The organism is Edaphobacter modestus, assembly GCF_004217555.1.
In the GTDB taxonomy this organism is placed as follows: Bacteria; Acidobacteriota; Terriglobia; order Terriglobales; family Acidobacteriaceae; genus Edaphobacter; species Edaphobacter modestus.
Map to the genome: position 1 here is coordinate 1408600 of NZ_SHKW01000001.1, position 26045 is coordinate 1434644.

24 protein-coding genes are annotated in these 26045 nt (G+C 60.4%); 19 read left to right on the forward strand and 5 right to left on the reverse strand.

The annotated features are described in order from the left end of the window. Positions 1-39: 39 nt before the first annotated feature. A complete protein-coding gene (locus BDD14_RS05940; protein WP_130418002.1) occupies positions 40-1404 on the forward strand; it encodes an APC family permease in 1365 nt (454 codons plus the stop codon). On the opposite strand, the gene glgA is transcribed toward BDD14_RS05940, so the two are convergent. After that, on the reverse strand, positions 1401-2849 hold the full coding sequence (gene glgA / locus BDD14_RS05945; protein ID WP_130418003.1) for a glycogen synthase GlgA: 1449 nt from the start codon (positions 2847-2849) through the stop codon (positions 1401-1403). The two genes, BDD14_RS05940 and glgA, sit on opposite strands and share 4 nt — an antisense overlap. Before the next feature lie 80 nt (positions 2850-2929). Here glgA and rsmA point away from each other — a divergent pair, with 80 nt between their 5' ends. Continuing rightward, entirely contained in the window at positions 2930-3754 is an 825-nt protein-coding gene (gene rsmA / locus BDD14_RS05950) for a 16S rRNA (adenine(1518)-N(6)/adenine(1519)-N(6))-dimethyltransferase RsmA (protein ID WP_130418004.1), read from the forward strand. A 7-nt stretch (positions 3755-3761) separates the two neighbouring features. Here the strand turns inward: rsmA and BDD14_RS05955 are convergent, their stop codons facing one another. The 3 genes from BDD14_RS05955 to BDD14_RS05965 all read right to left on the reverse strand — a co-directional run bounded on the left by BDD14_RS05955 (position 3762) and on the right by BDD14_RS05965 (position 5818). Continuing rightward, positions 3762-4478 (reverse strand): hypothetical protein, encoded by a 717-nt coding sequence (locus tag BDD14_RS05955; protein WP_130418005.1) that lies wholly within the window; start codon positions 4476-4478, stop codon positions 3762-3764. After that, complete coding sequence (ruvC, locus tag BDD14_RS05960) at positions 4475-4984, reverse strand: crossover junction endodeoxyribonuclease RuvC (RefSeq protein WP_130418006.1); 510 nt, start codon at positions 4982-4984, stop codon at positions 4475-4477. Before ruvC ends, BDD14_RS05955 begins: the two co-directional genes overlap by 4 nt. A gap of 63 nt (positions 4985-5047) precedes the next feature. Further along, positions 5048-5818: a thiazole synthase gene (locus BDD14_RS05965; protein WP_130418007.1), complete on the reverse strand. Its 771-nt coding sequence runs from the start codon at positions 5816-5818 to the stop codon at positions 5048-5050. A 404-nt stretch (positions 5819-6222) separates the two neighbouring features. Between BDD14_RS05965 and BDD14_RS05970 the strand changes: the two genes are divergently transcribed. The 3 genes from BDD14_RS05970 to BDD14_RS05980 all read left to right on the forward strand — a co-directional run bounded on the left by BDD14_RS05970 (position 6223) and on the right by BDD14_RS05980 (position 8601). Beyond that, positions 6223-6444 (forward strand): DUF3185 domain-containing protein, encoded by a 222-nt coding sequence (locus BDD14_RS05970; RefSeq protein WP_130418008.1) that lies wholly within the window; start codon positions 6223-6225, stop codon positions 6442-6444. A gap of 49 nt (positions 6445-6493) precedes the next feature. Further along, on the forward strand, positions 6494-7186 hold the full coding sequence (locus BDD14_RS05975) for a metal-dependent transcriptional regulator (RefSeq protein WP_130418009.1): 693 nt from the start codon (positions 6494-6496) through the stop codon (positions 7184-7186). Positions 7187-7263: 77 nt separating this feature from the next. After that, positions 7264-8601, forward strand: a complete 1338-nt coding sequence (locus BDD14_RS05980) for an Nramp family divalent metal transporter (RefSeq protein ID WP_130418010.1) — start codon at positions 7264-7266, stop codon at positions 8599-8601. A 10-nt stretch (positions 8602-8611) separates the two neighbouring features. On the opposite strand, the gene BDD14_RS05985 is transcribed toward BDD14_RS05980, so the two are convergent. Beyond that, positions 8612-8887, reverse strand: a complete 276-nt coding sequence (locus tag BDD14_RS05985) for a metal/formaldehyde-sensitive transcriptional repressor (RefSeq protein WP_130418011.1) — start codon at positions 8885-8887, stop codon at positions 8612-8614. A 373-nt stretch (positions 8888-9260) separates the two neighbouring features. Between BDD14_RS05985 and BDD14_RS05990 the strand changes: the two genes are divergently transcribed. The 14 genes from BDD14_RS05990 to BDD14_RS06060 all read left to right on the forward strand — a co-directional run bounded on the left by BDD14_RS05990 (position 9261) and on the right by BDD14_RS06060 (position 25798). Continuing rightward, positions 9261-10688, forward strand: a complete 1428-nt coding sequence (locus BDD14_RS05990; protein ID WP_130418012.1) for a carbohydrate porin — start codon at positions 9261-9263, stop codon at positions 10686-10688. Positions 10689-10709: 21 nt separating this feature from the next. Further along, entirely contained in the window at positions 10710-11657 is a 948-nt protein-coding gene (locus BDD14_RS05995) for a prepilin peptidase (RefSeq protein ID WP_130418013.1), read from the forward strand. A 72-nt stretch (positions 11658-11729) separates the two neighbouring features. Further along, on the forward strand, positions 11730-12137 hold the full coding sequence (locus tag BDD14_RS06000) for an NADH-quinone oxidoreductase subunit A (RefSeq protein WP_130422774.1): 408 nt from the start codon (positions 11730-11732) through the stop codon (positions 12135-12137). Next, positions 12137-12619, forward strand: coding sequence for an NADH-quinone oxidoreductase subunit C (locus BDD14_RS06005; RefSeq protein WP_130418014.1), 483 nt, complete (start codon positions 12137-12139; stop codon positions 12617-12619). Before BDD14_RS06000 ends, BDD14_RS06005 begins: the two co-directional genes overlap by 1 nt. Further along, positions 12619-13878 carry an NADH dehydrogenase (quinone) subunit D gene (nuoD, locus tag BDD14_RS06010; protein WP_130418015.1) on the forward strand — a complete coding sequence of 420 codons (1260 nt, stop codon included), beginning with the start codon at positions 12619-12621 and terminating at the stop codon, positions 13876-13878. Before BDD14_RS06005 ends, nuoD begins: the two co-directional genes overlap by 1 nt. A gap of 441 nt (positions 13879-14319) precedes the next feature. Further along, a complete protein-coding gene (locus BDD14_RS06020; protein WP_130418016.1) occupies positions 14320-14829 on the forward strand; it encodes an NADH-quinone oxidoreductase subunit NuoE family protein in 510 nt (169 codons plus the stop codon). 2 nt (positions 14830-14831) lie between these two features. Continuing rightward, positions 14832-16160, forward strand: a complete 1329-nt coding sequence (nuoF, locus tag BDD14_RS06025; protein ID WP_130418017.1) for an NADH-quinone oxidoreductase subunit NuoF — start codon at positions 14832-14834, stop codon at positions 16158-16160. Positions 16161-16163: 3 nt separating this feature from the next. Next, positions 16164-18542 carry a molybdopterin-dependent oxidoreductase gene (locus BDD14_RS06030; RefSeq protein ID WP_130418018.1) on the forward strand — a complete coding sequence of 793 codons (2379 nt, stop codon included), beginning with the start codon at positions 16164-16166 and terminating at the stop codon, positions 18540-18542. Between the two features lie 29 nt (positions 18543-18571). Continuing rightward, a complete protein-coding gene (nuoH, locus tag BDD14_RS06035) occupies positions 18572-19630 on the forward strand; it encodes an NADH-quinone oxidoreductase subunit NuoH (RefSeq protein ID WP_130418019.1) in 1059 nt (352 codons plus the stop codon). Between the two features lie 110 nt (positions 19631-19740). Then, positions 19741-20247 carry an NADH-quinone oxidoreductase subunit J gene (locus tag BDD14_RS06040; protein ID WP_130418020.1) on the forward strand — a complete coding sequence of 169 codons (507 nt, stop codon included), beginning with the start codon at positions 19741-19743 and terminating at the stop codon, positions 20245-20247. 115 nt (positions 20248-20362) lie between these two features. Then, the gene (gene nuoK, locus BDD14_RS06045; protein ID WP_026386432.1) at positions 20363-20665 is read left to right on the forward strand and encodes an NADH-quinone oxidoreductase subunit NuoK; all 303 of its coding nucleotides are present in this window, start codon (positions 20363-20365) and stop codon (positions 20663-20665) included. A gap of 17 nt (positions 20666-20682) precedes the next feature. Then, the gene (nuoL, locus tag BDD14_RS06050) at positions 20683-22659 is read left to right on the forward strand and encodes an NADH-quinone oxidoreductase subunit L (RefSeq protein ID WP_130418021.1); all 1977 of its coding nucleotides are present in this window, start codon (positions 20683-20685) and stop codon (positions 22657-22659) included. Positions 22660-22690: 31 nt separating this feature from the next. Further along, on the forward strand, positions 22691-24298 hold the full coding sequence (locus tag BDD14_RS06055; protein WP_130418022.1) for a complex I subunit 4 family protein: 1608 nt from the start codon (positions 22691-22693) through the stop codon (positions 24296-24298). Then, complete coding sequence (locus BDD14_RS06060; RefSeq protein WP_130418023.1) at positions 24299-25798, forward strand: NADH-quinone oxidoreductase subunit N; 1500 nt, start codon at positions 24299-24301, stop codon at positions 25796-25798. The last annotated feature ends 247 nt before the right edge of the window (positions 25799-26045 follow it).

A 26045-nucleotide genomic window follows, 5' to 3' on the forward strand; every position in this document is an offset into this window, starting at 1 on the left:
CAGACTCGCACCGCGGCTGTGCTACTCTCCAGCAAACCCATGCAAGTAACAGAGCATACACAGACGGAACTCCCGCGCGTCCTGAACGCGTCGCATGCGACCTCCATCGTCGTAGGAATCATCATTGGCAGCGGAATTTTTCTGGTGCCGCGAGAGATGATGGCCGCGGTTGGCTCTTCGGGAATGGTCTATGCGGTGTGGATCGTCGGAGGCCTGCTCTCTCTCTTCGGAGCTATGACTTACGCGGAGATCGCCGCATTGCGTCCTAAGTACGGAGGCGAATACGCCTTTCTGCGTGAGGCCTATGGCGATCTCGTGGGCTTCCTGTATATGTGGACCTGGATTACGATCGCCAAGCCGGCATCGATCGCAACCATCGCCGCCGGTCTCGCCCGCGTGCTCGCGACCTTTCCGATCTTTCACTTCTTCGAGCGGCCAGCCTTCGGGCCTCTGCTCTGGAGTCAGGTGTTCGCCATCGTAATGACCTGGCTGATTACCGGCCTCAACATTCTTGGCACGCGGAAGTCCGGCAACGTGCAGCTTGCGCTGACATGGCTGAAGATTCTGTTGATCGTCGTCATCGCGGGCTTCTGCTTCGGAGCTGCGGGAAGCCATGGCTCCTGGCACAACTTCGCCACTGAGTTTACGGGCGCGCGCGGAGGATTCTCGGGTTTCATGATCGCGCTGATCGCGGCTCTGTGGGCCTACGACGGATGGAGCGATGTGACCCAGATGGCGGGCGAGGTCCAGAAGCCGCAGCGCAGCCTTCCGCTCGCTCTGATTGGAGGAGTCGCCATCGTCGGCGTACTCTACATGCTCACCAACGCAGCCATCCAGTACGTGATGCCCGCAGCGACCATCGCCACCGCCGACCGGCCCGCCGCCGATGCCCTACGGATGATCGCCGGAAGCTGGGGTGCCGGGCTTGTCTCCGTAGGAATGGCGGTCAGCATCTGCGCGACGTTCGTGGGCTCGTCTCTCTCAGGCGCGCGAGTTCCGTTTGCCGCAGCGCATGACGGACTCTTCTTTCGCCAGCTCGCGCATGTGCATCCGCGTTTTCAGACGCCTTCAAGCTCGCTGATCCTGCAGGCTGTCCTTAGCTCGCTTCTGCTTCTTGCCATCGGCCGATTTCAGGCGCTCTTCTCTCTTGCCATCTTCGCCGAGTGGTTCTTTTATGCCCTGACCGCAAGCACAGTCTTCGTCTTCCGCCGTCGCGAGCCTGACGTCAAGCGACCGTATAGCGTGTGGGGATATCCGGTGCTGCCGCTGCTGTTCATTGCCGCCGCAGTAGTGTTGCTGGTCTTCTCTTTTGCCGACCAACCGCGCAACTCCATCATCGGGACCGTCATCATCCTGTTGGGAATCCCGCTGCACTACGCCTTTCAACGGCGGCGTGCAGCCTAGGTTCTGTTCTGGATTACGCGCTCAAACACCCGCACATACTCGTGCGCCGGCTTCTGCCAGGAGAAGTCCTGGACCATCGCACGCTTCATCATCGCCGTCCATGTCTTCTTGTCGCGGAACGTCGCCAGAGCGCGTTGCACCGCATCAAGCAACGCGTTTGAGTCATATCCCGAGAACTTGAAGCCGTTTCCTGTTCCGTCCTGCTGCTCGTCGATCGAATCCTGCAAGCCTCCAGTCGCACGAACCACCGGAATCGTTCCGTACTTCAGACTGTAGATCTGGCTAAGGCCTCCAGGTTCATAGCGCGACGGCATCAGAAAGAGGTCCGATCCGGCCTCGATCTTATGCGCGATCACATTATCGAACTTCACCTGAACCCGCATCTTTGCAGGGTAACGCTCTGCCATCTCGATCAGTAGACGTTCGTAGTACTCCTCGCCATTGCCGAGCATCATCAGCACAACATCCTCCTGCAACAGCCTGTCGAGAATATCGACAATGAAATCGATCCCCTTCTGGGTCGCAAAGCGCGAGACAATCCCAATCACCGCCGTCTCGTCGTCTATATCTTCCAACCGGAATGCATGCATCAGATCGCGTCTGCACTCACGCTTCCCTTCGAGCTTATCTGCGGTGTAGTGCGCGGCGATGTACGGATCTATCGCCGGATCCCATTCCCCATAGTCGGCTCCATTCAGAATGCCGAACAGGTCACCCGAGCGCCGCCGCAGCGTATCTTCCAGGCCATTGCCGAACTCGGGCGTCTGGATCTCCTTCGCATAGGTCTCGCTCACCGTCGTAATCGCATCGGCATACACCACGCCGCCCTTCAAAAAGTTCACCTGGTCGTTGTGCTCGAGCTTATCCATGGTGAACATCTCCCACGGCAAAAGCAGCGTCTCCATGGTGCGGGGAGGAAACCACCCCTGGTAGCCTGCGTTGTGAATCGTCAATACGGCAGGAACATGTTGGAAGACCGGATCGAAATAATAGATTGACCGCAGCATTACTGCGATCATGGCCGTCTGCCAGTCATGAACGTGGAAGACATCCGGAACTCCGATCACCTTTGACGCCTCGATTACGGCTCGACAGAAGGTTCCGAAGCGCTCAGCGTTATCCGGATAGTCCCCTGAAGGCGTGGCGTAGAAACTCTCTCGATCGAACAGCTCCGGAGCGTCGACAAAGTACATCTGCACGCCGTCAACAACACCACCGTCGAGGATACGGACAAAACGGTTGTAGGATGGAAACGGAATCGTAACACTTTCGAGAATGACCGGGGCCTGGGGCACAGCCTTCGCCACCTGGCGGTAGTACGGCAGATAGACCTGTACCTTGTGCCCCATCTTCACCAGCGTCTTTGGCAAGGCACTAATGACATCCGCCAGCCCCCCAGTCTTCGCCCACGGTGCGCACTCTGAAGCCGCGAACACAATATGCATGCCGTCTCCCTCTTCTTCCTCAACCAAAACGTTAGTCTATACAAAGAGATGCACAAAGCAGCCAACTGGCTTCCGAAGCCATGAAACGCAAACCAAAACTCGGCCAGAACTTTCTGGTGGACGACCGCGCCCGGCACGCCATTGCAGACGCTCTTGGTGACGTAAGCCAACGAACGGTCATCGAAATCGGGCCTGGCCGCGGAGCGATCACCGAAATCCTCGCCCCCCGCGCAGGACGCCTCATCGCGCTCGAGCTCGATCGCGAGCTGGCTCCCGCTCTGGCACAGCGTTTCTCCGGACAGTCCAAGGTAGAGATCGTCGAGATCGATGTTCTCAGAGCCGACCTCTCCACTCTCGTTCCTCCAGGTGGAACAGCCGACGTCATCGGCAATCTTCCCTACTACATCACCTCGGATATCCTGCTGAAGCTCTTTACCGCGGGCTCGGCCGGCCTGCTCTCGCGCGCCGTAGTCATGATGCAGCGCGAGGTAGCCGACCGTGTCTCCGCATCGCCCGGAGTTCGCGATTATGGCCTGCTCTCGGCGACTGCGCAGATGAACGCTCGGGTCGACCATCTCTTTACACTTCCGCCATCTGCCTTTTCGCCACCACCCGAGGTCTATTCCACCGTGCTTCGGCTGCACTTCGCGCCGCGCTTTGCCGAGCTGGGCGTCGATGCCACCGGCTTCGACGCCTTTCTCAAGCAGAGCTTCGCTCAGAAACGTAAGACTCTGGAAAACAACCTGCGTGCCGCTGGATACTCCTCCAGCAAGCTGGCCGTCTCCTGGCCCACGGTGATCCCGAGGCAGGCACGTGCCGAATCCCTTGGTCTGGAACCCATGGCAGAACTCTACCGGGCTCTTACCTCCCAGGCCGAAGCTCCATCCTCTTGCACGGCGCAATAGGTGGCGATTATTTCGGCTCTTCTGCCTGAGCCAGTAGCTTTGCGGCACGTTCCCGTACCTTCTGCATCAGATCTTCATCGGCGATGATCGCTCGAAGGGCCGGCGCGATGTTACCTACCTCCAGCGCCCGTTTCTCCTGCACCTCGTGGCTCAGCACATCGATCTCCGAGTAGAGTCCTAGCCGGTCGAAGCGATGCATAAACTCGAGCTTTCGTCCCTCGTCCATGGTGAAGGCAATTGCCTGAAATGTCTCCGTGAGCTGGGTCACGCTCTTGTTTTCCGAATAGTTGTAGAGACACGATCCCTGCCCATCGACTCCCTTGTAACTCAAGGTCTTTTTGCCGGTATCTGCGATGTTTTTAGCCTTCGATGCGCATTCCATATTGAAGTGATCGAGTGCATGAGCCGTTTTGAAGATCGTCTCCGTCATCGGAGGGCTGATTTTGATGGGTCGATTCACCGGGGGGCTCGACGCTGTGGGTTGCACTGCGGCTCTCCCTCCGCCGCTCACCGAGGCAACCTGCGCCTGGTAGGTCCCTGTGCCATCTTCATGGACCACAATCGTAAACTTCGGGACCGGCAATCCGACCCTCTCAAACTGAAAGCTGACCTGAGGGATCGAGACCACCGGCATTAGAGCAGGCGTTGCGGGAGGTCCTGAAGAGACGACGGTCTGCGCACAGCTGCCTGCGGTCAAGCCCAGGAACAATGCGACGGCCTTCATCGAAGAGCTCCCTGGGCCAAAAGCGTCTGTGAGGTATGAATATGGCAGATGGCAATTGCGAGCGCATCGGCCGCATCCGCCGATTCCGGAGCCTCATCGAGCTCTAGAAGCCGTGTCACCATAAACTGCACCTGCTCTTTCGCAGCCAGCCCATACCCCACAACCGAGCTCTTGATCTTCAACGGAGCATACTCTACGACCTCCAGCCCAAGACTGGCCGCAGCCAGCATCGCCACGCCGCGTACCTGCCCCAGCTTGAGCGCCGACTTTGCGTTCGCCGAGAAGAAGACTTCTTCAATCGCAACTACATCTGGCTCGTGTAACGCCATTCCAGCCGTCAGCTCCGCATAAACCTGGGCCAGTCGCTGCGGCGTCTTTTCCTTCTTATTGAGTCGGATCGTCCCCGCAGCCACATGCTGCAGACGCGGCATTCGAGCCTCGTAGTCCACCTCGACAACACCATAGCCGGTGAACTCCGTCCCGCAGTCGATCCCAAAGACCCGCATGGGCGAAGTTTACTTCATTTCATGGGTCTCTCAGACTACTGAAGTTGAGTCCGCTCGGCCCAATTACTTCGAAATTCCCTCAAGCGGCGAGCTTGCCGTCGCATAGAGCTTCCGGGGCATCCTGCCCGCCAGATAGGCCTGCCTCCCTGCCAGCACCGCGTGCTGCATGGCCTCCGCCATCAGCAACGGGTCTTTGGCTTGCGCGATGGCTGTATTCATCAGCACGCCATCGAAGCCCAATTCCATCGCGACGGTCGCGTCCGAAGCAGTTCCAACCCCTGCATCGACGATCAACGGGACCTCGGTGATCAACTCGCGAAGAATTCTGAGATTCGCCGTATTCTGCAGTCCGAGCCCACTTCCGATGGGCGCTCCCAGAGGCATAACTGCAGCCGCTCCGGCATCAATCAGTCGTTTCGCAAACACAATGTCATCAGAGGTATACGGAAGAACCGTAAACCCTTCCTTCACCAAAACCCGGGTAGCCTCCAAGGTCGCTTGAACGTCGGGATACAGCGTCGCCTGGTCGCCGATCACCTCAATCTTGACCCAGTCCGAAAGCCCCACCTCACGTCCCAGTCTGGCGGCCCGGATCGCCTCTTCCGCCGTGTAGCACCCCGCCGTGTTCGGCAACAGAAAGTAGCGTCTAGGATCAATGAAGTCGAGCAGCGACTCGCTGGAGCGATCAAGGTTCACTCGACGCACCGCCACAGTCACCATCTCTGCACCCGATGCTTCAATCGCCGCCTGCGTCTCCGGCCCGTCCTTGTACTTCCCTGTTCCCACAATCAGCCGCGACTGGAAGGCTCTTCCTGCAATCACCAGAGGTTTCATAGGTCCATTCTAAGACCAAATGCAAAACGGCCCGCGCTCGGTGAGAGCTGCGGGCCGCTGTCGGTGAACTGTTGAGATTGACCTGAGGCGTCCAATGCCCGGACTTACCTCGGCGGAGTGCATTCAGCGAGTTTCCTGAAGATCGCCAGGACCAAGAGCAGGGACGCTCTAAGCCTCAGTCACCTCACGTACATGGATCGTACTCGAACTGTCTGTTTTCATAGGCTGGATCATCCTCCTTTCCCGTGTACCAAAAGCCTACCCCTTTCGCCTCCCCGGAATCAAGTTCTCCATCAGGTGACGTACATCTCGCAACCATGGGCGAGGCATCGCACCCTGTACGACACGGGACCCGCAAAGAATGAGCCCGAGCCAATCTGCCGGACGAAAGGTTCTCCGAGAAGATGAAACCAGCAACCATCATTGGAATCGTACTTATCCTGTTAGGCATTGTCGGCTTCGCAACCGGAGGCTTCAGCTTCACCCGCCAGGATAAAGTCGTCGACGCGGGCCCAATCGAGATCTCCCGCGACAAGAAAGAGACAGTTCCAATCTCTCCAATCCTGAGTACGATCGCCCTCGTGGCAGGAGCCGGTCTCGTCGCTGTTGGAGCGAAGGCCAGATAGGCGTACTTCGTTTCATCCGACCGATGGCATTAGCTATAGTTAATGGAGAATGCCACATTTCGCAATGCGAAAGGTCTGGATGAAAGACTCCATCACCGTCTCCAAAGAGGACTACCTCAAAGCGATTCTCGAGGCCGAGTCCGAAGGACAGCACGTTATCTCTGCAACGCTCGCCCACTGGCTGTCGGTGTCGCCACCGGCAGTTACGATGGCGCTCAAGCGGCTCAAGCGCGACGGCTATGTCCTCGTCAAAACGGATGGCACGCTGCAGCTCTCCGCCAAGGGCAAGGAGACCGCCTACAAAACCGCGCTTCGCCATCACCTCATCGAGCGCATGCTGGCGGAGATCTTCGGAATGGAGTGGTACAAGATCCACGACGAAGCCGAACGCCTGGAGCATGCCGTCTCCCCCGCCTTCGAGGCCAGGCTCATCGAAAAACTGGGCGAGCGCGGAACCTGTCCGCATGGAAACTCGGTCCTTCCTGAGAGTCCGGCTCGAAGGAAAAAGCGCGGCCTCCTTCAGCTCTCTGACGCCGGAGAACTTCAGGAGTATGTCGTAGCCAGCCTCTACGAACGTGATCCCCAGCTCCTCCTCTTCCTGCACAAGCTTGGAATCGACCCGCAATCCTCCATCCGCATCACGGCGAAAAATTACGACGAGACCCTCTCCATCGAGACGCCGCAAGGCGCATTCACGCTCGGAAAGCCTGCAGCCGATAAAGTATGGGTCAAACCGAGGTAGTAATCTGGTGTTCAAAATATATTGTTAACCTAAGTTAACTACCTGTGGCATACTCCTATAAAGAGACTCCCTTACCCATGGAGACGATCACGCCCATCTCGACGCAGCAGGAGACGGTGCGCCGCCCATCCCTGCCTGGCGTCCACTCCAGCGTAAGCGTCTCGAATTCACATCGGCTCTGGAGGCGCGCGGCTGGATTCATCGGCCCGGGCTTTATGATCGCGGTCGGCTACATGGATCCGGGAAACTGGGCAACCGACCTCGCAGCCGGATCAAAGTACGGCTACACGCTGCTGTTTGTCGTCATGGCCTCGAACCTGATGGCGATCCTGCTACAGAGCCTCGCCCTCAAGCTCGGCATCGCCTCAGAGCGTGATCTCGCTCAAGCCTGCCGTGATCGTTACAGTCGCCCCGTAAGGATTGCCCTCTGGATCTTCGCCGAGATCGCGATCGCAGCCTGCGATCTGGCCGAAGTGATCGGCTCCGCCATCGCGCTGCAGCTCCTCTTCGGAATCCCGCTGATTGCAGGCGTCATCATCACCAGCCTCGATGTCTTCCTCATCCTTCTGCTTGAGAATCGCGGCTTCCGTTACCTTGAAGCCTTTGTCATGGTTCTCATCGGAACCATCGCCGTCCTCTTCGGAATCGAGATCGTCCTCTCGCGCCCCGAATGGGCGCCCATCCTGCACGATCTTTTCGTCCCCTCAAGGGCTGTGTTCTCGAACCCGGAGATGCTCTACATCGCCATCAGCATCCTTGGCGCCACAGTTATGCCGCACAATCTCTACCTGCACTCTTCGATCGTGCAGACTCGCGCTTACCCCAGGACCGTAGGCGGCAAGCGGGAAGCTATCCGGTTGGCCAACTTCGACTCGGCCACTGCCCTTACCATGGCTTTGTTCATCAATGCCGCCATTCTCATCGTCGCCGCGGCCGTCTTCCATCGCACCGGTCATACTGAAGTCGCGGAGATCGGCGACGCCTACAAGCTTCTTACACCCCTGCTCGGCTTCACCGGCGCCAGCATGATGTTCGCTCTCGCCCTGCTTGCCTCCGGCCAGAACTCCACCGTCACCGGAACCCTTGCGGGTCAGGTCGTCATGGAAGGCTTCCTCGAGATTCATCTTCCCAACTGGCAACGCCGCCTGATCACCAGGCTGGTTGCGATCGTTCCCACCGTCATCGTCACAGCTCTGTACGGAACCTCCGGCACGGCCCGCCTGCTCGTCTTCAGTCAGGTTATTCTGAGTATGCAGCTCAGCTTCGCGGTCTTTCCGCTCGTCCGCTTCACCAGCGATCCCGCCCTGATGGGCTCCTTCGTCAACAAACCCTGGATCCGCGTTCTCAGCTGGATCGTGGCCCTGCTCATCGCGGGACTGAACGCCTGGCTGCTGCTTCAGATCTTTCGCACCTGATACCCAAAGACTATTTCAAGTAAGCCCGAACCAAATCGATCAGATCTTCTCCCAGGTCAGGAGTTAGCGGAGCATGACCGTCTTGCAGAAGATGCAGGCGGATGTGATCCTCCAGAACTTCGGCCATCAGGCCATTGATTCCGCCTCGCACCGCAGCCAACTGCATGAGCACATCAGCACAGTCATGATCGTCTGCGCCCAGCTTTCGCTCCACAGCTTCCATCTGACCGCGAATGCGCTTCATTCGGTTCTGGATCTTCGTTCGCTCCCGATCCGTGTGGGTCATTTCGTCTCCTATTAATACCGATGGGGGGTATAGTATTACCAAGCATCATACCTTGCGATTCGGAGTTTTCCAAGTTCGCAGAGAGGAGAAGTCAGCCGATGATCCAAACGATTTTCTTACGCGCTCGCCTGAGGAGTCGGTTACGTGCGATACCGCGAGCGGAAATTCACTCTCGCTGGGTCCAGACCGCCGACGAGCGCTGTCCTATTGCCTGCACCTGGTTCGCCCTTGCGGAGAACCTCGACGAGCAGGACGATGACCCTGGATCAGCATGGCCTGCCCTTCTTCGTCTTTCGCGGAGGGCAGGCGAACTCTTGATCCTCTGCCTTCTCCCGCGACCTCGATACCATGCCTGTAGATACCTGGAAGCCTGATGCGATCTCTCACCCTCTTTCTGGTTGTTGCCCTCACTCCATTCGCCGTCGCTCAGACGAATCAGTTCCTGCCGGCGCAGCCGGACAGCTCTACCTCACTCCCTGACGCACCCTCCGCCGATGCGCCCACCACGATCTTTCCGCACCCCGAGCGCCTGCCCTACCTCATCGCAGGGCAGGCCAACATCGTCTTCCAGGCTCACGGTCCTTTTCACTCGCCATACGATGGGCCCAACAGCCTTCAGGACCGGGGCGAATACAAGACATCTCTCGTCGGAACGCTCTTCCTCGGTCTTCAGCTCCATCGCAATCCGCGCTATGCCACAGACGTCATCGCCGACTTCGAGTCCGCCGGCGGCCGAGGGATCAGCCAGGCACTCGGTCTTGCCGGCTTCACCAACCTCGACGTCGTCCGGAACCCCAACCTCGGTTCGAAGCCTTATCTTGCTCGTATCCAGATTCACCAGGTCATCGGGCTCCCCGGCAATCTCGTCGAAACCGACCGCACACCCTACTCCCTCTCCACCCAACTGCCCGAGCGACGCTTCGAGCTTCATGTCGGCAAGATGAGCCTTCCCGACTATTTCGACGTCAACTCCATCGGATCCGACAGCCACCTCCAGTTTCTCAACTGGACCGTTGACAACAACGGAGCCTGGGACTACGCCGCCGACACTCGCGGCTATACTTATGGAGCTGTTCTCGAGTATCGCGACCGGTCCTGGTCAGCGCGGTATGCCCTCGCAGCCATGCCCACCGTCGCCAACGGCATCGATCTCGACTGGGCCTTCAGCCGTGCCAGTGGGCAGAACTTCGAGTTCGAGCTGCGCAGGTCACTACTCGGCCATCTGGCTGCCCCCGAACGCAAGGGCACCCTACGCGTTCTCAGCTTCGTCAACCATGCCCACATGGGCTTGTACCGCGACGCAGTCAACGCCTTTCTCTCCGGTCAGGATCCGAAGCCCAATATCGCCGAGCATGCAAAGTTCGGCTCGGTCAAATATGGGTTCGCCATTAACGCTGAGCAGGAGATCACCTCCAACCTGCGCACCTTCCTCCGCGTAGGCTGGAACGAGGGACAGCATGAGTCTTTCGCCTACACCGAGGTCGACCAGACCGTCGCATTCGGTGGTGATTACTCCGGTCGCGCCTTCTCCCGGCCAAACGACAAGATCGGCCTCGCCTTCGTCTCAAACGCCATCAAGCGCGACCATCAGAACTATCTCCACTACGGTGGACTGGGCTTCCTCCTCGGCGATGGCAACCTGAACTACGCCCGCGAAGACATCCTCGAGAGCTACTACAACCTGCACGCCTGGCGCGGCGTCTTTTACGCTCTCAACCTGCAGTTCATCGATCATCCCGGCTACAATAAGGACCGCGGCCCTGTTCTTGTCGAGGCGGTTCGCATGCACGTCGACTTCTGACAATCGCCGTATACTTCGTCTGTGACCTCCCGCATCCCGTACGAAGCAGCTGGTTTCCTCCTCGGCCTCCTCTTCGGTAGTTTTCTGAACGTCTGCATCTCACGTCTGCCGCGGCGAGGCTCTGTCGTCCAGCCCGCCTCACACTGTCCGCGGTGCAAGGCCTCCATCCATTGGTACGACAACATTCCCATACTGAGCTGGCTTGTTTTGCGAGGCCGTTGCCGCGACTGCGGCCAGCCCATTCCCTGGCGTTATCCTCTGGTCGAGTTGGCCACGGCCTTCTGGTTCGCAATACAGGCGGCACGACTGCACACCGTGCTGTCCTTCTATTTTCACGACCCCACCCACAGCGCGCCGTCTTCGTATGCGCCCTTCGCCATCATCGCCAACCTCTCAGTCACGATCCTCGGTTTTCTTCTCATCGGCCTGATGGTCATGGATTGGCAATCCGGTCTGCTTCCCAACTCCTTTACCATCACCGGAATCTTCATCGGCCTTACTCTGATCTGTGCGCAGGCGATCTTCCTGGGGCCTGCCGAGGGCCAGGTGGTTCTGCCCCCGCATAGCATCCAGCTCACCAGCGTAGGCGCTGCCACCGAAACCGGAAACGTCTTCCTCACGGGTCCCGAAGCCCTCGTCGGAGGCCGCATCTTCGCCGTTCTGGGAGCCGGGCTGCTTATTCTCATCATCCGCTGGCTTTATCGTGCGCTGCGCCATCGAGAGGGTATGGGCCTCGGCGACGCCAAGATGCTGGCCATGATCGCAGCACTGCTCGGCTTCTGGCCCGCCATGGTGTCCTTCTTCTTCGGAGCTCTCGCCGCCAGTGTCTATGGAATTTATTTAGTCGCCCGAGGTCGTGCCAACGCCTCCTCAAGAATTCCATTCGGCAGCTTTCTGGCCGCTGGAGGTCTCCTCGCCGCCGAGGTCGGCGACCGTATTATCGACGCCTACTCGCAGTTGCTTCGCTGATAGCGCGATAGCCGCACAAACGGCTCTCTCGCTTGACACTGGACAGCCACAAACTTAGAGTCGAAGATGGCCATGCACAATTATCCTTACATCTGGAACTATCTTCCGCTTGTCCTGCAAATCCTGGTAGCTCTTGGCCTTGCATGCGGTATGGTAGGAGTCTCGTTCCTGGTCGGAAAACATAAGAATTCGCGGACCAAGCTTGGGCCGTACGAATGCGGAATGGATCCGGTGGGCGATGCCCGCGGACGTTTCTCGGTCCGCTTCTATATGGTGGCGATGCTCTTCATCCTGTTCGATGTCGAGGCGGTCTTCATGCTTCCCTGGGCCGTCATCTTCCGCCGCCTGCCCCAGATTACCGGTTCGAAGATGTTTGGCTTCTATGAGATGCTCGTCTATCTCGGCTTTGTCGCCGTCGGCCTCTTCTATGTCTGGAAGAAGGGCATCCTCGACTGGTCCGCAGACAAGGGAGATCTCTAATGGAACCGGCAATCCTTGGTACCCAGGCCGTCTTCGAGGCCCTTCCCGGCGAGCCCGCCGTCAAGGCGCTCTCGGAGCTGGCAACTGACGCAAAATACGACCGCTCGGAGCTGACCATCACCGTCGCCCGAGAAAGCATCGTCGCCGCTTGCGAGGCCGTCCGGTTGGCTGGCTACAACTTCTTTGAAGATGTGACCGCAGTCGACTGGTATCCCTCCGAGCCTCGCTTTCAGATCAGCTACAGCATCCTCTCACACATGTTGAAGCGCCGCCTTCGCCTCGTGGTCCGTCTTGCAGGGGACGATGCCTCCCTCGACAGCATCACCGGCGTCTGGCCCGCAGCCAACTTTTACGAGCGAGAGATCTTTGATCTGTTCGGTGTCCATTTTGGAGGTCACCCCAATCTCCGCCGCATCATGATGCCCGAGGACTGGCAGGGTCATCCCTTGCGCAAGGACTATCCCGTGGAGGGCTACCGCTAATGTCACCTCTCGCCGCTCCCGACCAGATCAATCCCGGTATCGAAGACGTCATCGCCGACGCCGAGCTTCACAAGCACGGCAACGACCCCATCGCCGACCAGACTATGGTCATCAACATGGGACCGCAGCACCCTTCGACACACGGCGTACTGCGCCTGGTGCTCGAGATCGACGGCGAAACGGTCGTCTCGCTCGCTCCCGACATCGGCTACCTGCACACCGGCATCGAGAAGACCTGCGAGGCCAAGTTCTATCAGCAGGTCGTTCCTCTCACCGATCGCATTGACTATCTGTCGCCGATGACCAACAACACGGCGTACGCCCTCGCCGTCGAAAAGTTGTTGGATCTCGAGATTCCGCCCAAGGCGCAATGGCTGCGCGTGCTGTTCAACGAGCTGATGCGGCTGAACTCGCACCTCGTCTGGCTGGGCACCCACGCCATGGACATCGGCGCGCTCACCGTCTTCCTGTACTGCTTCCGCGAGCGCGAGCAGTTGATGCGCATCTTCGAGGCTGTCAGCGGCCAGCGGATGATGACCAGCTACATCCGCATCGGCGGGGTGAGTCTTGAGCCGCCGCTTGGTCTCTTCGACTCCATCCGTGCCTTCCTTCTCGACTTCCCGTCGAAGATCCACGAGTACGAGACCCTGCTTACCGGCAATCCCATCTGGATCAACCGCCTCAAGGGCGTCGGTTACATCTCTCCCGAGGATGCGATTGCACTCGGAGTCACCGGACCCGTGCTGCGCGCGGCCGGTATCGACTTCGATCTGCGTCGAGACATGCCGTACTCCAGCTACGAGAAGTTCCAGTTCAACGTACCTGTTTCGACCGAAAGTGACGTGTGGGCTCGCTACATCCTGCGCATGGAGGAGATGCGCGAGTCCGTCAAGATCTGCCTGCAGGCGCTGGACGGCATGCCCGAGGGCCGCATCGTCGCCGACGCGCCAAAGATCATCCTGCCCAACCGTGAGCAGATGAAGACCCAGATGGAATCCTTAATCCATCACTTCAAGATCGTCACCGAAGGTTTTGCCGTTCCCGCAGGCGAGGCCACCAGCTCCGTCGAAGCCGCCCACGGCATGATGAACTACTACGTCGTCTCCGACGGCACGGCCAAGCCCTACCGCGTGCACATGCGCAACGCCGATTATGCGAACCTCCAGGCCCTCGAGACCATGTGCAAGGGCCGGCTGCTCGCCGATGTAGTCGCCGTCATCGGGTCCATCGACATCGTGCTGGGAGCCATCGACCGCTAATGTCATCGCCCGAAGAATCTCCGTATTTCGCTTGGAACAACGGCCAATCTGGAGGAAGTCACCATCAAAGACCGACTCCACACTGAACTTTGGACCTCCTGGGCGTCTCTGCTTCGCTCTTACGCCGCCGCCCACGGACTCAACAGCCGGCATCACGCAGTCGTAGAGGTCGGCGCAGACGAGATCACGCTTCGCGTTGCCAGCCGCTGGCTTCGCTTCACGCATGACCTCGTCGAAGACAGTGAAGGAAACCGCTCTTCTTTTTCACTCGAAGAGGATGGAACGGTTAAACTGAATGGAACCACCGAAGAGATGGACCTTGCCGCCGAACAACTGGCGCGGGAGATGATGCACAGTGAGCCCTAGTTTTGGTTGTCATTCCGACCGGAGCGTAGCGAAGTGGAGGAATCTGCTTCACCTTACCGCCCAGGAAGCCACGCGATGAGCACGATTACAAATTCGATCTTTACCCCCGAGACGGCCGCGCGTTTTGACCATCTTGTGACCCTCTATCCGGTCAAGCGCTCCGCCCTCGTCCCCATGCTGCTCTACGCGCAGGACGAGGTCGGCTACGTCTCCGACGCCGTCGTCACCGAGATCGCCCAGCGCCTCGACCTTCTGGAGTTGGACGTGCGCAACGTGCTTTCGTACTACTCCATGCTCCGCACCAAACCGGCGGGCAAGTACAACGTACAGGTCTGCACCAATATCTCCTGCATGTTGCGCGGCGGCTACGAGATCCTCGACCACTGCAAGCACAAGCTCGGCATCGGCCACAAAGAGGTCACCGCCGACAAGCTCTTCTCACTGGAAGAGGTCGAGTGTATCGGGGCCTGTTGCTGGGCCCCGGCCATGCAGGTCAACTACGACTTCCACGACAATCTCACCACCGTAAAAGTCGACGAGATCCTGGCCACCTACCGCGCCGGCCAGGGAAAGGACGTGAAGTAACGATGCCTACCCTCGTCTCTCACCCCGATGAAGTCAAAGTGATCTCCCGCCGCTTCGGCCAGGGCGCGGCCGAGATCGACAAGTACCTCGAGCTCGACGGCTACAAGGCCGTGCAGAAGGCCATCGCCCAGGGCCCAGACAAGATGGCGGCCTGGATCATCGACACCATGAAGGCCTCAGGCCTTCGCGGTCGCGGCGGAGCCGGCTTCCCCACTGGCATGAAGTGGTCCTTCGTCCCCAAGCAGTCCGAGAAGCCCAAGTACGTCCTCGTCAACGGCGACGAGTCCGAGCCAGGCACCTGCAAAGATCACGTCATCTTCCTGCACGATCCCCACGCCGTCATCGAAGGCACCATGATCGCGGGCCTCGCCATCGGCTCGAAGATGGGCTTCATCTACCTTCGCGGCGAGTATCGCTACCTGCTCAAGATCATGGAGAAGGCCGTCGCCGACGCCTATGCCAAGGGCTTCCTCGGCAAGAACATCTTCGGCTCAGGCCTGGACTTCGACATCGTCACCCAGTCCGGCGCTGGAGCCTATGAGGTCGGCGAAGAGTCCGCCCTGATGGAGTCGCTCGAGGGCAAACGCGGCGTTCCCCGCATCAAGCCGCCCTTCCCCGCCGTCGTCGGCCTCTACGGTGGACCCACGGTCATCAACAACGCCGAAACCATCGCCTCCGCCCCGCACATTCTCCTGATGGGTGGTGAGGAGTACGCAAAAATCGGCTCCGAACGCAACGGCGGAACCCGCCTCTTCGGAATCAGCGGCCACGTCGAGCGCCCCGGTGTCTACGAGCTCCCCATGGGCTACAACCTCAAGAAGGCGATCTACGACGTAGCTGGCGGCGTCAAGGACGGCAAAAAGCTCAAGGCGGTCGTCCCCGGCGGCTCCTCCTGCCCGGTGCTCCTTCCCGAAGAGATCGACGTAGGCCTCGACTTCGACCAGATGGGCAAGGCCGGAACCATGCTCGGCTCGGGCGGCATCGTCGTGCTCGACGAGACCGTCTCGATCGTTGAGTTCGCACTGCGCACCATCGCCTTCTACCAGCATGAATCCTGCGGCTGGTGCATCCCCTGTCGCGAGGGCACGGACTGGATCAAGAAGACCCTCACCCGCGTCTACAATGGCGGCGGTTCGAAGAAGGACGTCGCCAACGTCCAGTACCTCGCCGAGAACATGATGGGACGCACCTTCTGCCCGCTCGGCGACGCAGCCGCGATGCCGACGCTCGGCTTCGTCAAGAAGTTCCGCAAGGAGTTCGAGGACTACATCGAGGGCCACAAGGCCGGAACCCCGATCATCACGGTCGAACAGCTCGTGGGAGCACATTAAGCCATGCCAGACGTAACCTTCACCGTAGACGGCAAAAAACTCACCGCACCCGCAGGCACGCTGCTCATCGACGCCTGCAAATCGGCCGGTATCGAAGTCCCCGCCTTCTGCTACTACCCCGGCCTCTCCCTCCAGGCCGCCTGCCGCATGTGTGTGGTCCGCATCGAGAAGATGCCCAAGCTCCAGACTGCCTGCACCACACCGGTCACCGAGGGCATGGTCGTCCAGACCGAGACCCCGGAGATCGCGCAGGCCCGCAAGGCCACCCTTCAGCTCCTGCTTGGCAATCACCCTCTCGACTGCCCGGTCTGCGACGCCGGCGGCGAGTGCGAGCTGCAGGACATGACCTTCAAGTACGGCGCGGGCGAAAGCCTCTACGCCGAAGCGAAGAACCACCGCGAAGAGCAGAAGTGGTCTCCCGTGGTGTACTTCGACCGTCCGCGCTGCATCCTCTGTTATCGCTGCGTCCGCATGTGCGGCGAGGGCATGGACGTCTTCGCCCTCGGCATCCAGAATCGTGGCTCCTCCGCTGTCATCGCCCCCAATATTCCCGCCCAGCTCTCCCCCGACAACCTCGCTCATGTGGATTGCGAGCAGTGCGGCATGTGCATCGATGCCTGCCCCGTCGGTGCGCTGACCAGCGGAACCTACCGATACAAAACCCGCCCCTGGGAGATGAACCACGTCACCACCGTCTGCACCCACTGCGGCGATGGCTGCAAGACCACCCTCGGCGTGCGCTCCACCTCCGACGGCGCCGAGATCGTCCGCGGCGACAATCGCGACAAGAGCGGCATCAACGGCGACTTCCTCTGCAACAAGGGCCGTTACGCCTTCGACTTCGCCAACCAGCCCGAGCGCATCACCTCGCCTCTCATCCGGCAGGCCGACGGCAAGCTGAAGGAAGTCTCCTGGGAGGAGGCCTTCACCCACGCGGGCAAGAAACTCCGCGAGCTGCGCGACACCCGCGGCGGCAAGTCCATCGGCGTCATCGGCGGCAACCGCCTCACCAACGAAGAGGCGTACCTCCTCCAGAAGTTCGCCCGTACGGTCCTCGGCACCAACAATATTGACCACCATCGCACGGCCGACTACGTCACCTTCGCGCAGGCTCTCGCCGGGCAGAAGGGCCGCACCGCCTCATGGCGCGATACCCAGACCTTCCCTGCCGTGCTGATCGTCGGCGGCGACCCTACCAACCAGGCCCCCGGCACCGCGTGGAACCTCCGCACCGACGTCCGGCTCAACAAGGCCCGGCTGTATGTCGCCAACACCGACGAGATCAAGCTGCGCCGCCAGGCACGCGCCTTTCTTCAGGTCGCTCCCTTCGGCTATGGCTCGCTTGCAAGCTACCTCACCGGCGACGCCGCCTCAGCCTCGAACGCTGCCACGGACGGCAAGTCGCTCGATAGCTTCCGCGACGCCGTCAAAGCTGAAGAAAAACTTCTCATCCTCATCGGCTCGGAGCTGCGTGGCGCCGATCTCAAGCGCCTGATCGAGTTCGGCCTCACCATCCCCGGCACCAAATTCGCCCTGCTCTCGGACTACGTCAACTCGCGCGGCGCCGCCGATATGGGTCTGCTGCCCGACATGCTCCCCGGCTACACGCCGGTTGCGAACCCCGGTGCCTTTGCGGAGCACAACGTCCCTGCCGCACCCGGCCTCGACATGCTCGAGATCTTCGACGCAGCCGCGCGCGGCGAGCTCTCCGCTCTCTACGTCGTCAACTCGAACCCCATCGCCCGCTACGGCGTCGATCCCGCCGCCCTCAAGAACACCTTCGTCATCGTGCAGGAGATGTTCCTCACCGAGACCGCGCAACTGGCCGACATCATCCTTCCCGCCGCCAACCTCTACGAGAAGGGCGGCTCGGTCACCAACAGCTACGGCGACCTCCAGCTCGTCCAGAAGGCCGGCGATCGCGCCGGCGTCCGTTCCGACTTCGAGATGATCGTGCGTATCGCCGACAAGATGGGGGCCGACATCAAGGCGCTCGTTCCCTTCGGAAAAGGTCTTCGCGCCGACATGGGCCAGAGCCGCGGCGCGCAGTCCGGCGAAGCCGACCGTCACGCCGTTTGGCTTACTGCGAACAACCTCGAGCCCAAGCTCTCGCCCTTCGATCCCTGGGCCATCCTCGACGAGATCCAGCGCCTCGTCCCCGGCTACAACCTTCTTCGCCTCCAGCTTCTCAGTGGAAACGATCAGCACCTGGAGCCCGCAGCGAGCGCTTCTACTGCCTCGAACCGCCGCGACCTTGTGCTTCCTTCCGGCGACACGCTCTTTACCTCCGGAACCCTGGGTCGTTTCTCGCCCATGCTCAACGACGTGCAGCGGTACCAGGCCAGTGAGCCGCTGATCCAGATCCACACCGCAGCAGAATGACTTCGATACAGGAGTAAAAAGTTAAAACCGTGAGCCACCTCACCGATTTCCAGACATTCCTGCTGCTTTCGATCCTCAAGATCGTCGTCGTACTCGTCATCACACTGACGGCGGTGGCTTATACGGTTCTCCTCGAGCGCAAGGTTCTTGGCCGCATGCAGAATCGCTGGGGCCCCTCTCGCGTCGGTCCCTTCGGCCTGCTGCAGCCACTGGCCGACGGCATCAAACTCTTCCTCAAGGAAGACCTCATACCCATGGCCGCCGAGCGCCCGCTCTTCATCATTGCCCCCATCATTGCGCTCACCTGCGCGCTGATCTCGATCGCGGTCGTTCCCTTCGGTGCCGTCACCCGCATCCAGGGCGTGGACATGTTCAACATCGCCGACATCAACATTGGCCTGCTGGTCATCCTCGGCATCACCTCCATCGGCGTCTACGGCATCGCGCTCTCCGGCTGGTCCTCGAACAACAAGTTCGCCCTGCTAGGCTCGCTCCGCGCAACCTCGCAGGTCATCAGCTACGAGCTCGCCCTCGGCCTCTCGCTGGTCGGCGTCGTCCTCCGCGCCGGCTCGCTTCGCCTGCGCGACATCGTCGCCAGCCAATCCGGCCACGGCCTGCTCTCCTGGAACCTCTTCGGCGGCTTCCAGATCGTCGCCTTCTTCATCTACCTGATGGCCGCTTACGCCGAGACCAACCGCGCGCCGTTCGACCTCCCCGAGGCCGAATCCGAGCTCGTCGCCGGCTACCACACCGAGTACTCCTCCATGAAGTTCGCCATGTTCTTCATGGCCGAGTATGCGAACATGATCACCGTCGCCTGCGTCGCCACGCTGCTCTTCCTCGGCGGCCCGACCAGCCCCTTCGGCAACCTCTTCCCTTCCGTCGGAGGCCCGTTCGTTCAGGCAGTCCTTCCCATCTTCTGGTTCGTCGTCAAGGTTCTCGCGTTTCTTCTGCTCTACATCTGGATTCGGGCCACGCTGCCCCGTTTCCGCTACGACCAGCTCATGGCCTTCGGGTGGAAGTTTCTGCTTCCCGTCGCCCTCCTCAACATTATCGCTACCTCGCTCGTCCTCGCTTTGCGAGGATGAGCCAGGCTACCTGCTTTACAATCAACAGGTAGCCCTCGAAAAATTTGGCGCTGTCTCGAAGGATTCAGAAGGATTCAAGCGATTCACTGAAAAAGAATCTGCGGAGCATCATGCAACTGGCACTCTTCCTCATCTTTGGCCTGCTCGCCGTCGCCGGAGCCATCAACTTCCTGCTGCAGCGGCACCCCATCAACTCGGCGCTCTCGCTGGTCGTCGTCATGATGTCGCTGGCCGTCCTGTATTGGTCGCTCGGCGCTGAATTCCTCGCCGCCGCACAGGTCATTGTCTACTCCGGCGCCATCATGGTGCTCTTCGTCTTTGTCGTCATGCTGCTCAACGCAGGCGAAGAAGAACGAACCCACGGCAGCCGCGCCGCCTATCTCGTCGGCTTCCCCGGTGCCGCCGCCATCTTCTGCCTTCTCAGCTTTGTCTTCCTCACCAACGGCAAGGCCTTCGGTTCCACCGATCTCACGAACCATCTCTCCAACGCTGTCAACAACATCGCCGAGATCAGCCAAGTCCTCTTCCGCGACCTCCTTCTTCCCTTCGAGGTCACCAGCATCCTCATCCTCGTCGCCATCCTCGGAGCCGTCGTGCTCGCGCGAAAGGAGCAATAGTATGTGCATCGACATCAATTACTTTGCCCCCATCTCCAACTCGTCGGCCGCTGCCCTCATCAGTCTTGCAACCGCAGCTGTGATCGTCCGCAAGAAGAAGAAGGGGGAGTAGCAGATGGTCCCCATCTCCTGGTACCTGGTCCTCGCTGCCGTGCTCTTCTCCATCGGCGTCGCCAGCTTCCTCATCAAGCGCAACATCATCACCATCTTCATGTCGATTGAGCTGATGCTCAACGCGGTGAACCTTACCTTCGTCGCCTTCGCGCACATGTGGCACCAGATCACCGGACAGATCTTCGTCTTCTTCGTCATGGTCGTCGCCGCCGCGGAAGCCGCCGTCGGCCTGGCCATCATCATCGCAATCTTCCGAACTCGCCAGACCCTCAACGTCGACCAGGTCAACCTGCTGAAAAACTAAGGACACGAGACTCGCTGATGCCTGCTTCTTATCTCTGGCTGATTCCGCTGCTTCCCTTCGCCGGATTCCTCATCAACGGAACCCTCGGCCGACGCCTGCCTCGCGCCTTCGTCTCCGCCGTCGCCCTCATCCCCACGGCCCTCTCGGCCTGCCTCTGGATCTGGCTCTGGTTCACCATGAAGGCCGCCGATGCTCCGGAATCCATCCACTCCTTCGTTTCGCTCTTCGGAAACCCCTGGATCTCCATCTCCGGCTTCCACGCCGACTTCGCCTTCACCGTCGACCACCTCACGCTCATCATGCTGGGCGTCGTCACCTGCGTCGGCTTCCTCATCCACGTCTACTCAGTCGGATACATGGCGCATGAAGAGGGCTACTGGCGCTTCTTCGCCTACCTGAACCTCTTCATGTTCTTCATGCTGGTTCTGGTCCTTGCCGCCAACTTCGTCCTGCTCTTCGTCGGCTGGGAGGGCGTCGGTCTCGCCTCGTACCTGCTCATCGGCTTCTACTTCAAGAAGGACTCCGCCGCCAACGCCGGCAAGAAGGCCTTCATCGTCAACCGCATCGGCGACTTCGGCTTTCTCCTCGCGATGTTCCTGCTCATCGCACACTTCGGCTCGCTCGACTTCTCCACCGTCTTCACCGCTATCTCGCAGCATCCTGAGTGGCAGGGAGGCTTCCTCACCGCAATCGCACTTCTGCTCGTCGTAGGAGCCACCGGCAAGTCTGCACAGATTCCGCTCTACGTCTGGCTTCCGGACGCGATGGAAGGCCCCACACCAGTCTCCGCGCTCATTCACGCGGCCACCATGGTCACCGCGGGCATCTACATGGTCGCCCGCACCCACACCATCTTTGACCGCTCGCCCTACGCCCTCGGCGTCGTCGCCATCATCGGCGCGGCCACGGCCATCTTCGCAGCCTGCATCGGTATGGTGCAGCACGACATCAAGCGCGTCCTCGCCTACTCCACCGTCTCGCAGCTCGGCTACATGTTCCTGGCCTGCGGCGTCGGAGCCTACACCGCAGGCATCTTCCATCTCCTCACCCACGCGTTCTTCAAGGCGCTTCTCTTCCTCGCCGCCGGCTCCGTCATCCACGCGCTCTCCGGCGAGCAGGACATGCGCCTGATGGGCGGCCTCCGCAAGCGTATTCCCGTCACCTTCTGGACGATGACGATGGGCGTCTTCGCCATCGCCGGTATCCCGCCGCTCGCGGGCTTCTTCTCCAAGGACGAGATCCTCTTCCGCGCCTTCACCTCGCCCAACCCCATCGGCAAGCTGCTCTGGCTCGTCGGACTCATCACCGCCGGAATGACCTCCTTCTACATGTTCCGCCTCTGGTTCAAGACCTTCTTCGGCGAAGAGCGTTTTGAGGAGCATCACGACACCCACGGTCACGGAGACCACGGCCACGGCGTCCACGAGTCACCCCTGGTCATGACCCTCCCGCTCATGGTGCTCGCCCTGCTCTCCATCATCGGAGGCTGGGTCGGCATTCCTGCAGCCCTCGGCGGCCACGACGAGATCGGCGCCTTCCTCGAGCCCGTCCTCGCCAACGGAGTTACAGTCACCGAGGTCGTCAGCCACGGAACCGAACTCGGCCTCGCCGCTGTCTCTGTTCTCGTTGCGCTGATCGGTCTCTTTGTCGCCTACGTCCTCTACTACAAGAAGCCCGGAACCGCATCCTCCTACGCGCAGCGCTTCCCGGCCCTCTACCGCCTCGTTGAGAACAAGTTCTACATCGATGAGATCTACCAGGCCGCAATCGTTACCCCGCTGCTCGTCTTCAGCCGGCTCATCCTTGGCGGCCTCGTCGACGGCGGCCTCGTCAACGGCTCCGGCTTTGCCGCTGGAGCGTCGGCTCGTGGTCTCGGCTCGCTCGTCCGCCGGATTCAGTCCGGCAATATTCGCTCTTACGCCGGCTGGCTCGCACTCGGTGCAGCCGCCGTCATCGCCGTCATGATCTTCGGCCACTCACTCTGGTTGCACTAAACGAATAAGGAAACTCGGACGAAACCTCGAGATGAACATCGACCATAACATTCTGACGATCATCACCTTCGTCCCGCTCGCCGGAGCCATCGTCCTTGCTCTGCTGCCCGACCGCGACCGCATCCAGCAATGGGGCGCGCTCGCCGTCACGCTCCTCACCTTCCTCTGCACGCTCCACCTTCCCTTCCACTTCGACTACAGCGCTCCCGGCGACGCCTTCCAGTTCCAGCAGAACCTCTCCTGGATCGCCTCGCCCGCCATCCGCTACCACGTCGGCGTCGATGGTCTCTCCACGTGGCTCGTGGTCCTCGCCGGTCTGCTTGCCCCGCTCGGTGTCCTCATCTCCTGGCGCGCCATCGATAACCGCCGCCGCCTCTTCTACGTGCTCTTCCTGCTCCAGCAGGTCGCGATGCTCGGCATCTTCGTCTCGCTCGACCTCTTCCTCTACTACGCCTTCTGGGAGCTTTCCCTCGTCCCCATGGCGCTTCTGATCGCCACCTTCGGCCGCACCGAAAACCGTCGTCGCGCCGCCATCAAGTTCTTCCTCTACGCCTTCATCCCCTCGGCCATCCTGCTGGTCGCCATGCTCTGGCTCTACGCCCGCACCGGCACCTTCGACTATCCGCAGCTTGCCCAGATGGCCCTCGCGCACACCATCTCGCCCAACAACGCGGCGCTCTGGCTGGCCTCGCTGGCCTTCCTCTTTGCCTTCGCGGTCAAGGTCCCGGTCTTCCCGCTGCACGGCTGGCTTTCTGATGCCGTCTCCGAAGCTCCTACGGCAGCCGTCATGGTCATCGCCGGAAAGCTCGGCCTCTACTCCATCCTGCGCTTCTCCTTCGGAATCTTTCCGAGCCAGTCGCACCGCATCGCTCCCCTGATGCTCGCGCTCGGAGCCATCGGCATCGTCTACGGCGCCCTGCTCGCACTCATCCAGAAAGACCTGAAGCGCCTTGCAGCGTATGGAACGCTCGGGCACGTAAGCGTCGTCATTCTCGGCATCTTCGCCTTCACCGTCTCCGGAATCGACGGCGGCATCTACCAGATCCTCAACGAAGGCATCGGGGGCTCCGCCCTCTTCATGCTCCTCGGCCTGCTCTACGAGCGCTACCGAACCTACGATATGCGCGAGTACGGTGGCCTGGCTGCGCGCCTGCCGTGGATCGTCACCATGTTCGTCCTGACTGCGCTCTCGGTCGTCGGCCTGCCGATGTTGAACGGCTTCGTTGGCGAGTTCCTGGTCTTCTCCGGAACCATGCAGTCCGCCGTCGCTCACCACATCGGCTGGACCGTGTTGGCCACCTCGAGCGTCATCCTCACCGCCTCCTACATGCTCTGGATGATTCAGCGCGTCTTCTACGGTGATCTTGGCCGCCGCGCCGAGACCATCACCGCGCCCGACCTTACTGCCCGCGAGCATCTGGCGCTCTGGCCGCTGGTTGCGCTCTTCCTCATCATGGGCATCGCCTCACCCGTCTGGCTTCGTGCCATCGACGCCGCCGGAACTCATATCGAGGACATCGTGAATCGTTCTCAGGCGGTCACCGTCAACTTCGAGGCCTCCTCCCATACCGGAAAGCCCAGCTCCGAGACCGCACTCAACATGACCACAGCACCCTCTGCGACGAAAGGACCCCGGTAGATGTCTCCCAACGTCCTTGCTCTTCTACCCGAGATCATCCTCACCCTTACGGGCGTCTTCATCATGCTGGCCGAGCCGCTCTTGCCAGTGGGGCAGACGCGCAAGCCACTTGGCTGGCTCGCCATCCTCGGCACCCTCGCGGCCGGTCTCGCAAGCTGGTACCAGCTCGGCTTCGGGACCGTACACGGGTACTTTGGAACCATCCAGGTAGATGCCTTCTCGGTCTTCTTCCACCTTCTGATCTCGGCCATCGTTCTGGTCACGCTGCTCAGTTCGCTCGACTACTTTGAAGGCCACGCCACCCATGCCGGTGAGTACTTCGCGCTCACACTCTTCGGTGCCGTAGGCATGATGCTGATGACCTGCTCGGTCGAGCTGCTGATGGTCTTCGTCGGTCTCGAGATCTCCTCGATCTCGACTTACATCATGGCGGGCTTCCGCAAGGGCCAAGCCTCCGCCACCGAGTCCTCCATCAAGTACTTCCTTCTGGGCTCCTTCGCCACCGCCTTCTTCCTCTACGGCATCGCGCTGGCCTTCGGCTCCACCGGCTCCACGCGCATCGACGCCATCTCGCTCGGGCTCTCGACCACTGCGACTCCAACGCTTGCCCTTCTCGCGCTTGCACTCATCATCATCGGCATCGGCTTCAAGGTGTCCGCCGCTCCCTTCCATGTCTGGACTCCCGATGTCTACCAGGGTGCGCCCGCACCGGTCGTGGGCCTGATGTCGACGGCACCGAAGGCTGCAGCCTTTGCCGTGCTGCTGCGCATCCTCTTCGCAGGCTTCCCCTCCTACGAGCCCCGCTGGGCCGGGCTCATCTGGATCATCGCGGTTCTTTCCATGACGATCGGCAATCTGGGCGCCCTCATGCAGCGCGACGTCAAGCGTATGCTCGCCTACTCCTCGATAGCCCACGCCGGATACCTTCTGGTTGCTTACACGGCCTTCCCTGCAGACGGCATCGCTTCGGCCTGCTTCTACACCGCCGCCTACGCGGCCATGAACGTCGGGGCCTTCACCGTGATCACCCAGATCGGAGGCTACGACGAGCGAGCGCGCACCATCGAAGACTACACCGGACTCGCCCTCAAGCGCCCGCTACTGGCCGCCGTGCTCGGCTTCTTCCTGCTCTCGCTGATCGGAATCCCCTTCACCGGCGGCTTCTTCGGCAAGTTCTACGTCTTCTCCGCCGCCCTGCACGCCGGCAACGTCTGGCTGGCCGTCATCGGCCTGCTGAACAGCGGCATTGCCTGCTTCTACTATCTGCGGCTGCTGGCTGCGCTTTACTCCCGACCGCACACGCAGAATGACCGCCTGGATTCGGTTGCGCCCGTTAGCATTCCCGCGGCCATCGCCCTGACGTTCACGGCTGTCGCCACGCTTCTGCTGGGAATCGCTCCCAACCGCGTCCTGGGCCTTGCGCAGAAGAGCGCGGATGTAACGGTCCAGTCTCATCCGACCCAGGCTGCGCAGGACACCACCACAAGCACGGTTCGCTAGCCGCGCCGACCCTTTTCGTTGGCACCCCCGTCTTAGCGCTATTTCCATCGCTCAGGCGGGGGCTTTTCGCGCTCTTCTTCCTGACGCGCTCCGTTCTCTCCGCTTGATACCTCCCCTATGTAGAAGAGGAAGAACTTTATTTTTATAGAGTTACGAGATTTCAACAGCGTAAAATATTGAAAACGCCTGGCTTATCTATCAAAATATTGAAAGAAAAGAAGTTACTCCCAAATACCTGCCCACTTCG

Excerpts from the sequence above, each read along its gene's own strand:
- rsmA (WP_130418004.1), top strand. The coding sequence starts at position 2,930 with ATGAAACGCAAACCAAAACTCGGCCAGAACTTTCTGGTGGACGACCGC.
- BDD14_RS05975 (WP_130418009.1), top strand. The coding sequence starts at position 6,494 with ATGCCACATTTCGCAATGCGAAAGGTCTGGATGAAAGACTCCATCACC.
- nuoL (WP_130418021.1), top strand. The coding sequence starts at position 20,683 with ATGCCTGCTTCTTATCTCTGGCTGATTCCGCTGCTTCCCTTCGCCGGA.
- BDD14_RS06030 (WP_130418018.1), top strand. The coding sequence starts at position 16,164 with ATGCCAGACGTAACCTTCACCGTAGACGGCAAAAAACTCACCGCACCC.
- nuoK (WP_026386432.1), top strand. The coding sequence starts at position 20,363 with ATGGTCCCCATCTCCTGGTACCTGGTCCTCGCTGCCGTGCTCTTCTCC.
- BDD14_RS05980 (WP_130418010.1), top strand. The coding sequence starts at position 7,264 with ATGGAGACGATCACGCCCATCTCGACGCAGCAGGAGACGGTGCGCCGC.
- BDD14_RS05990 (WP_130418012.1), top strand. The coding sequence starts at position 9,261 with ATGCGATCTCTCACCCTCTTTCTGGTTGTTGCCCTCACTCCATTCGCC.
- glgA (WP_130418003.1), bottom strand. The coding sequence starts at position 2,849 with ATGCATATTGTGTTCGCGGCTTCAGAGTGCGCACCGTGGGCGAAGACT.
- BDD14_RS06005 (WP_130418014.1), top strand. The coding sequence starts at position 12,137 with ATGGAACCGGCAATCCTTGGTACCCAGGCCGTCTTCGAGGCCCTTCCC.
- BDD14_RS05985 (WP_130418011.1), bottom strand. The coding sequence starts at position 8,887 with ATGACCCACACGGATCGGGAGCGAACGAAGATCCAGAACCGAATGAAG.
- BDD14_RS06060 (WP_130418023.1), top strand. The coding sequence starts at position 24,299 with ATGTCTCCCAACGTCCTTGCTCTTCTACCCGAGATCATCCTCACCCTT.
- BDD14_RS06040 (WP_130418020.1), top strand. The coding sequence starts at position 19,741 with ATGCAACTGGCACTCTTCCTCATCTTTGGCCTGCTCGCCGTCGCCGGA.
- BDD14_RS06055 (WP_130418022.1), top strand. The coding sequence starts at position 22,691 with ATGAACATCGACCATAACATTCTGACGATCATCACCTTCGTCCCGCTC.
- nuoF (WP_130418017.1), top strand. The coding sequence starts at position 14,832 with ATGCCTACCCTCGTCTCTCACCCCGATGAAGTCAAAGTGATCTCCCGC.
- BDD14_RS05970 (WP_130418008.1), top strand. The coding sequence starts at position 6,223 with ATGAAACCAGCAACCATCATTGGAATCGTACTTATCCTGTTAGGCATT.
- BDD14_RS05955 (WP_130418005.1), bottom strand. The coding sequence starts at position 4,478 with ATGAAGGCCGTCGCATTGTTCCTGGGCTTGACCGCAGGCAGCTGTGCG.
- BDD14_RS05965 (WP_130418007.1), bottom strand. The coding sequence starts at position 5,818 with ATGAAACCTCTGGTGATTGCAGGAAGAGCCTTCCAGTCGCGGCTGATT.
- nuoD (WP_130418015.1), top strand. The coding sequence starts at position 12,619 with ATGTCACCTCTCGCCGCTCCCGACCAGATCAATCCCGGTATCGAAGAC.
- BDD14_RS06020 (WP_130418016.1), top strand. The coding sequence starts at position 14,320 with ATGAGCACGATTACAAATTCGATCTTTACCCCCGAGACGGCCGCGCGT.
- BDD14_RS06000 (WP_130422774.1), top strand. The coding sequence starts at position 11,730 with ATGCACAATTATCCTTACATCTGGAACTATCTTCCGCTTGTCCTGCAA.
- BDD14_RS05940 (WP_130418002.1), top strand. The coding sequence starts at position 40 with ATGCAAGTAACAGAGCATACACAGACGGAACTCCCGCGCGTCCTGAAC.
- ruvC (WP_130418006.1), bottom strand. The coding sequence starts at position 4,984 with ATGCGGGTCTTTGGGATCGACTGCGGGACGGAGTTCACCGGCTATGGT.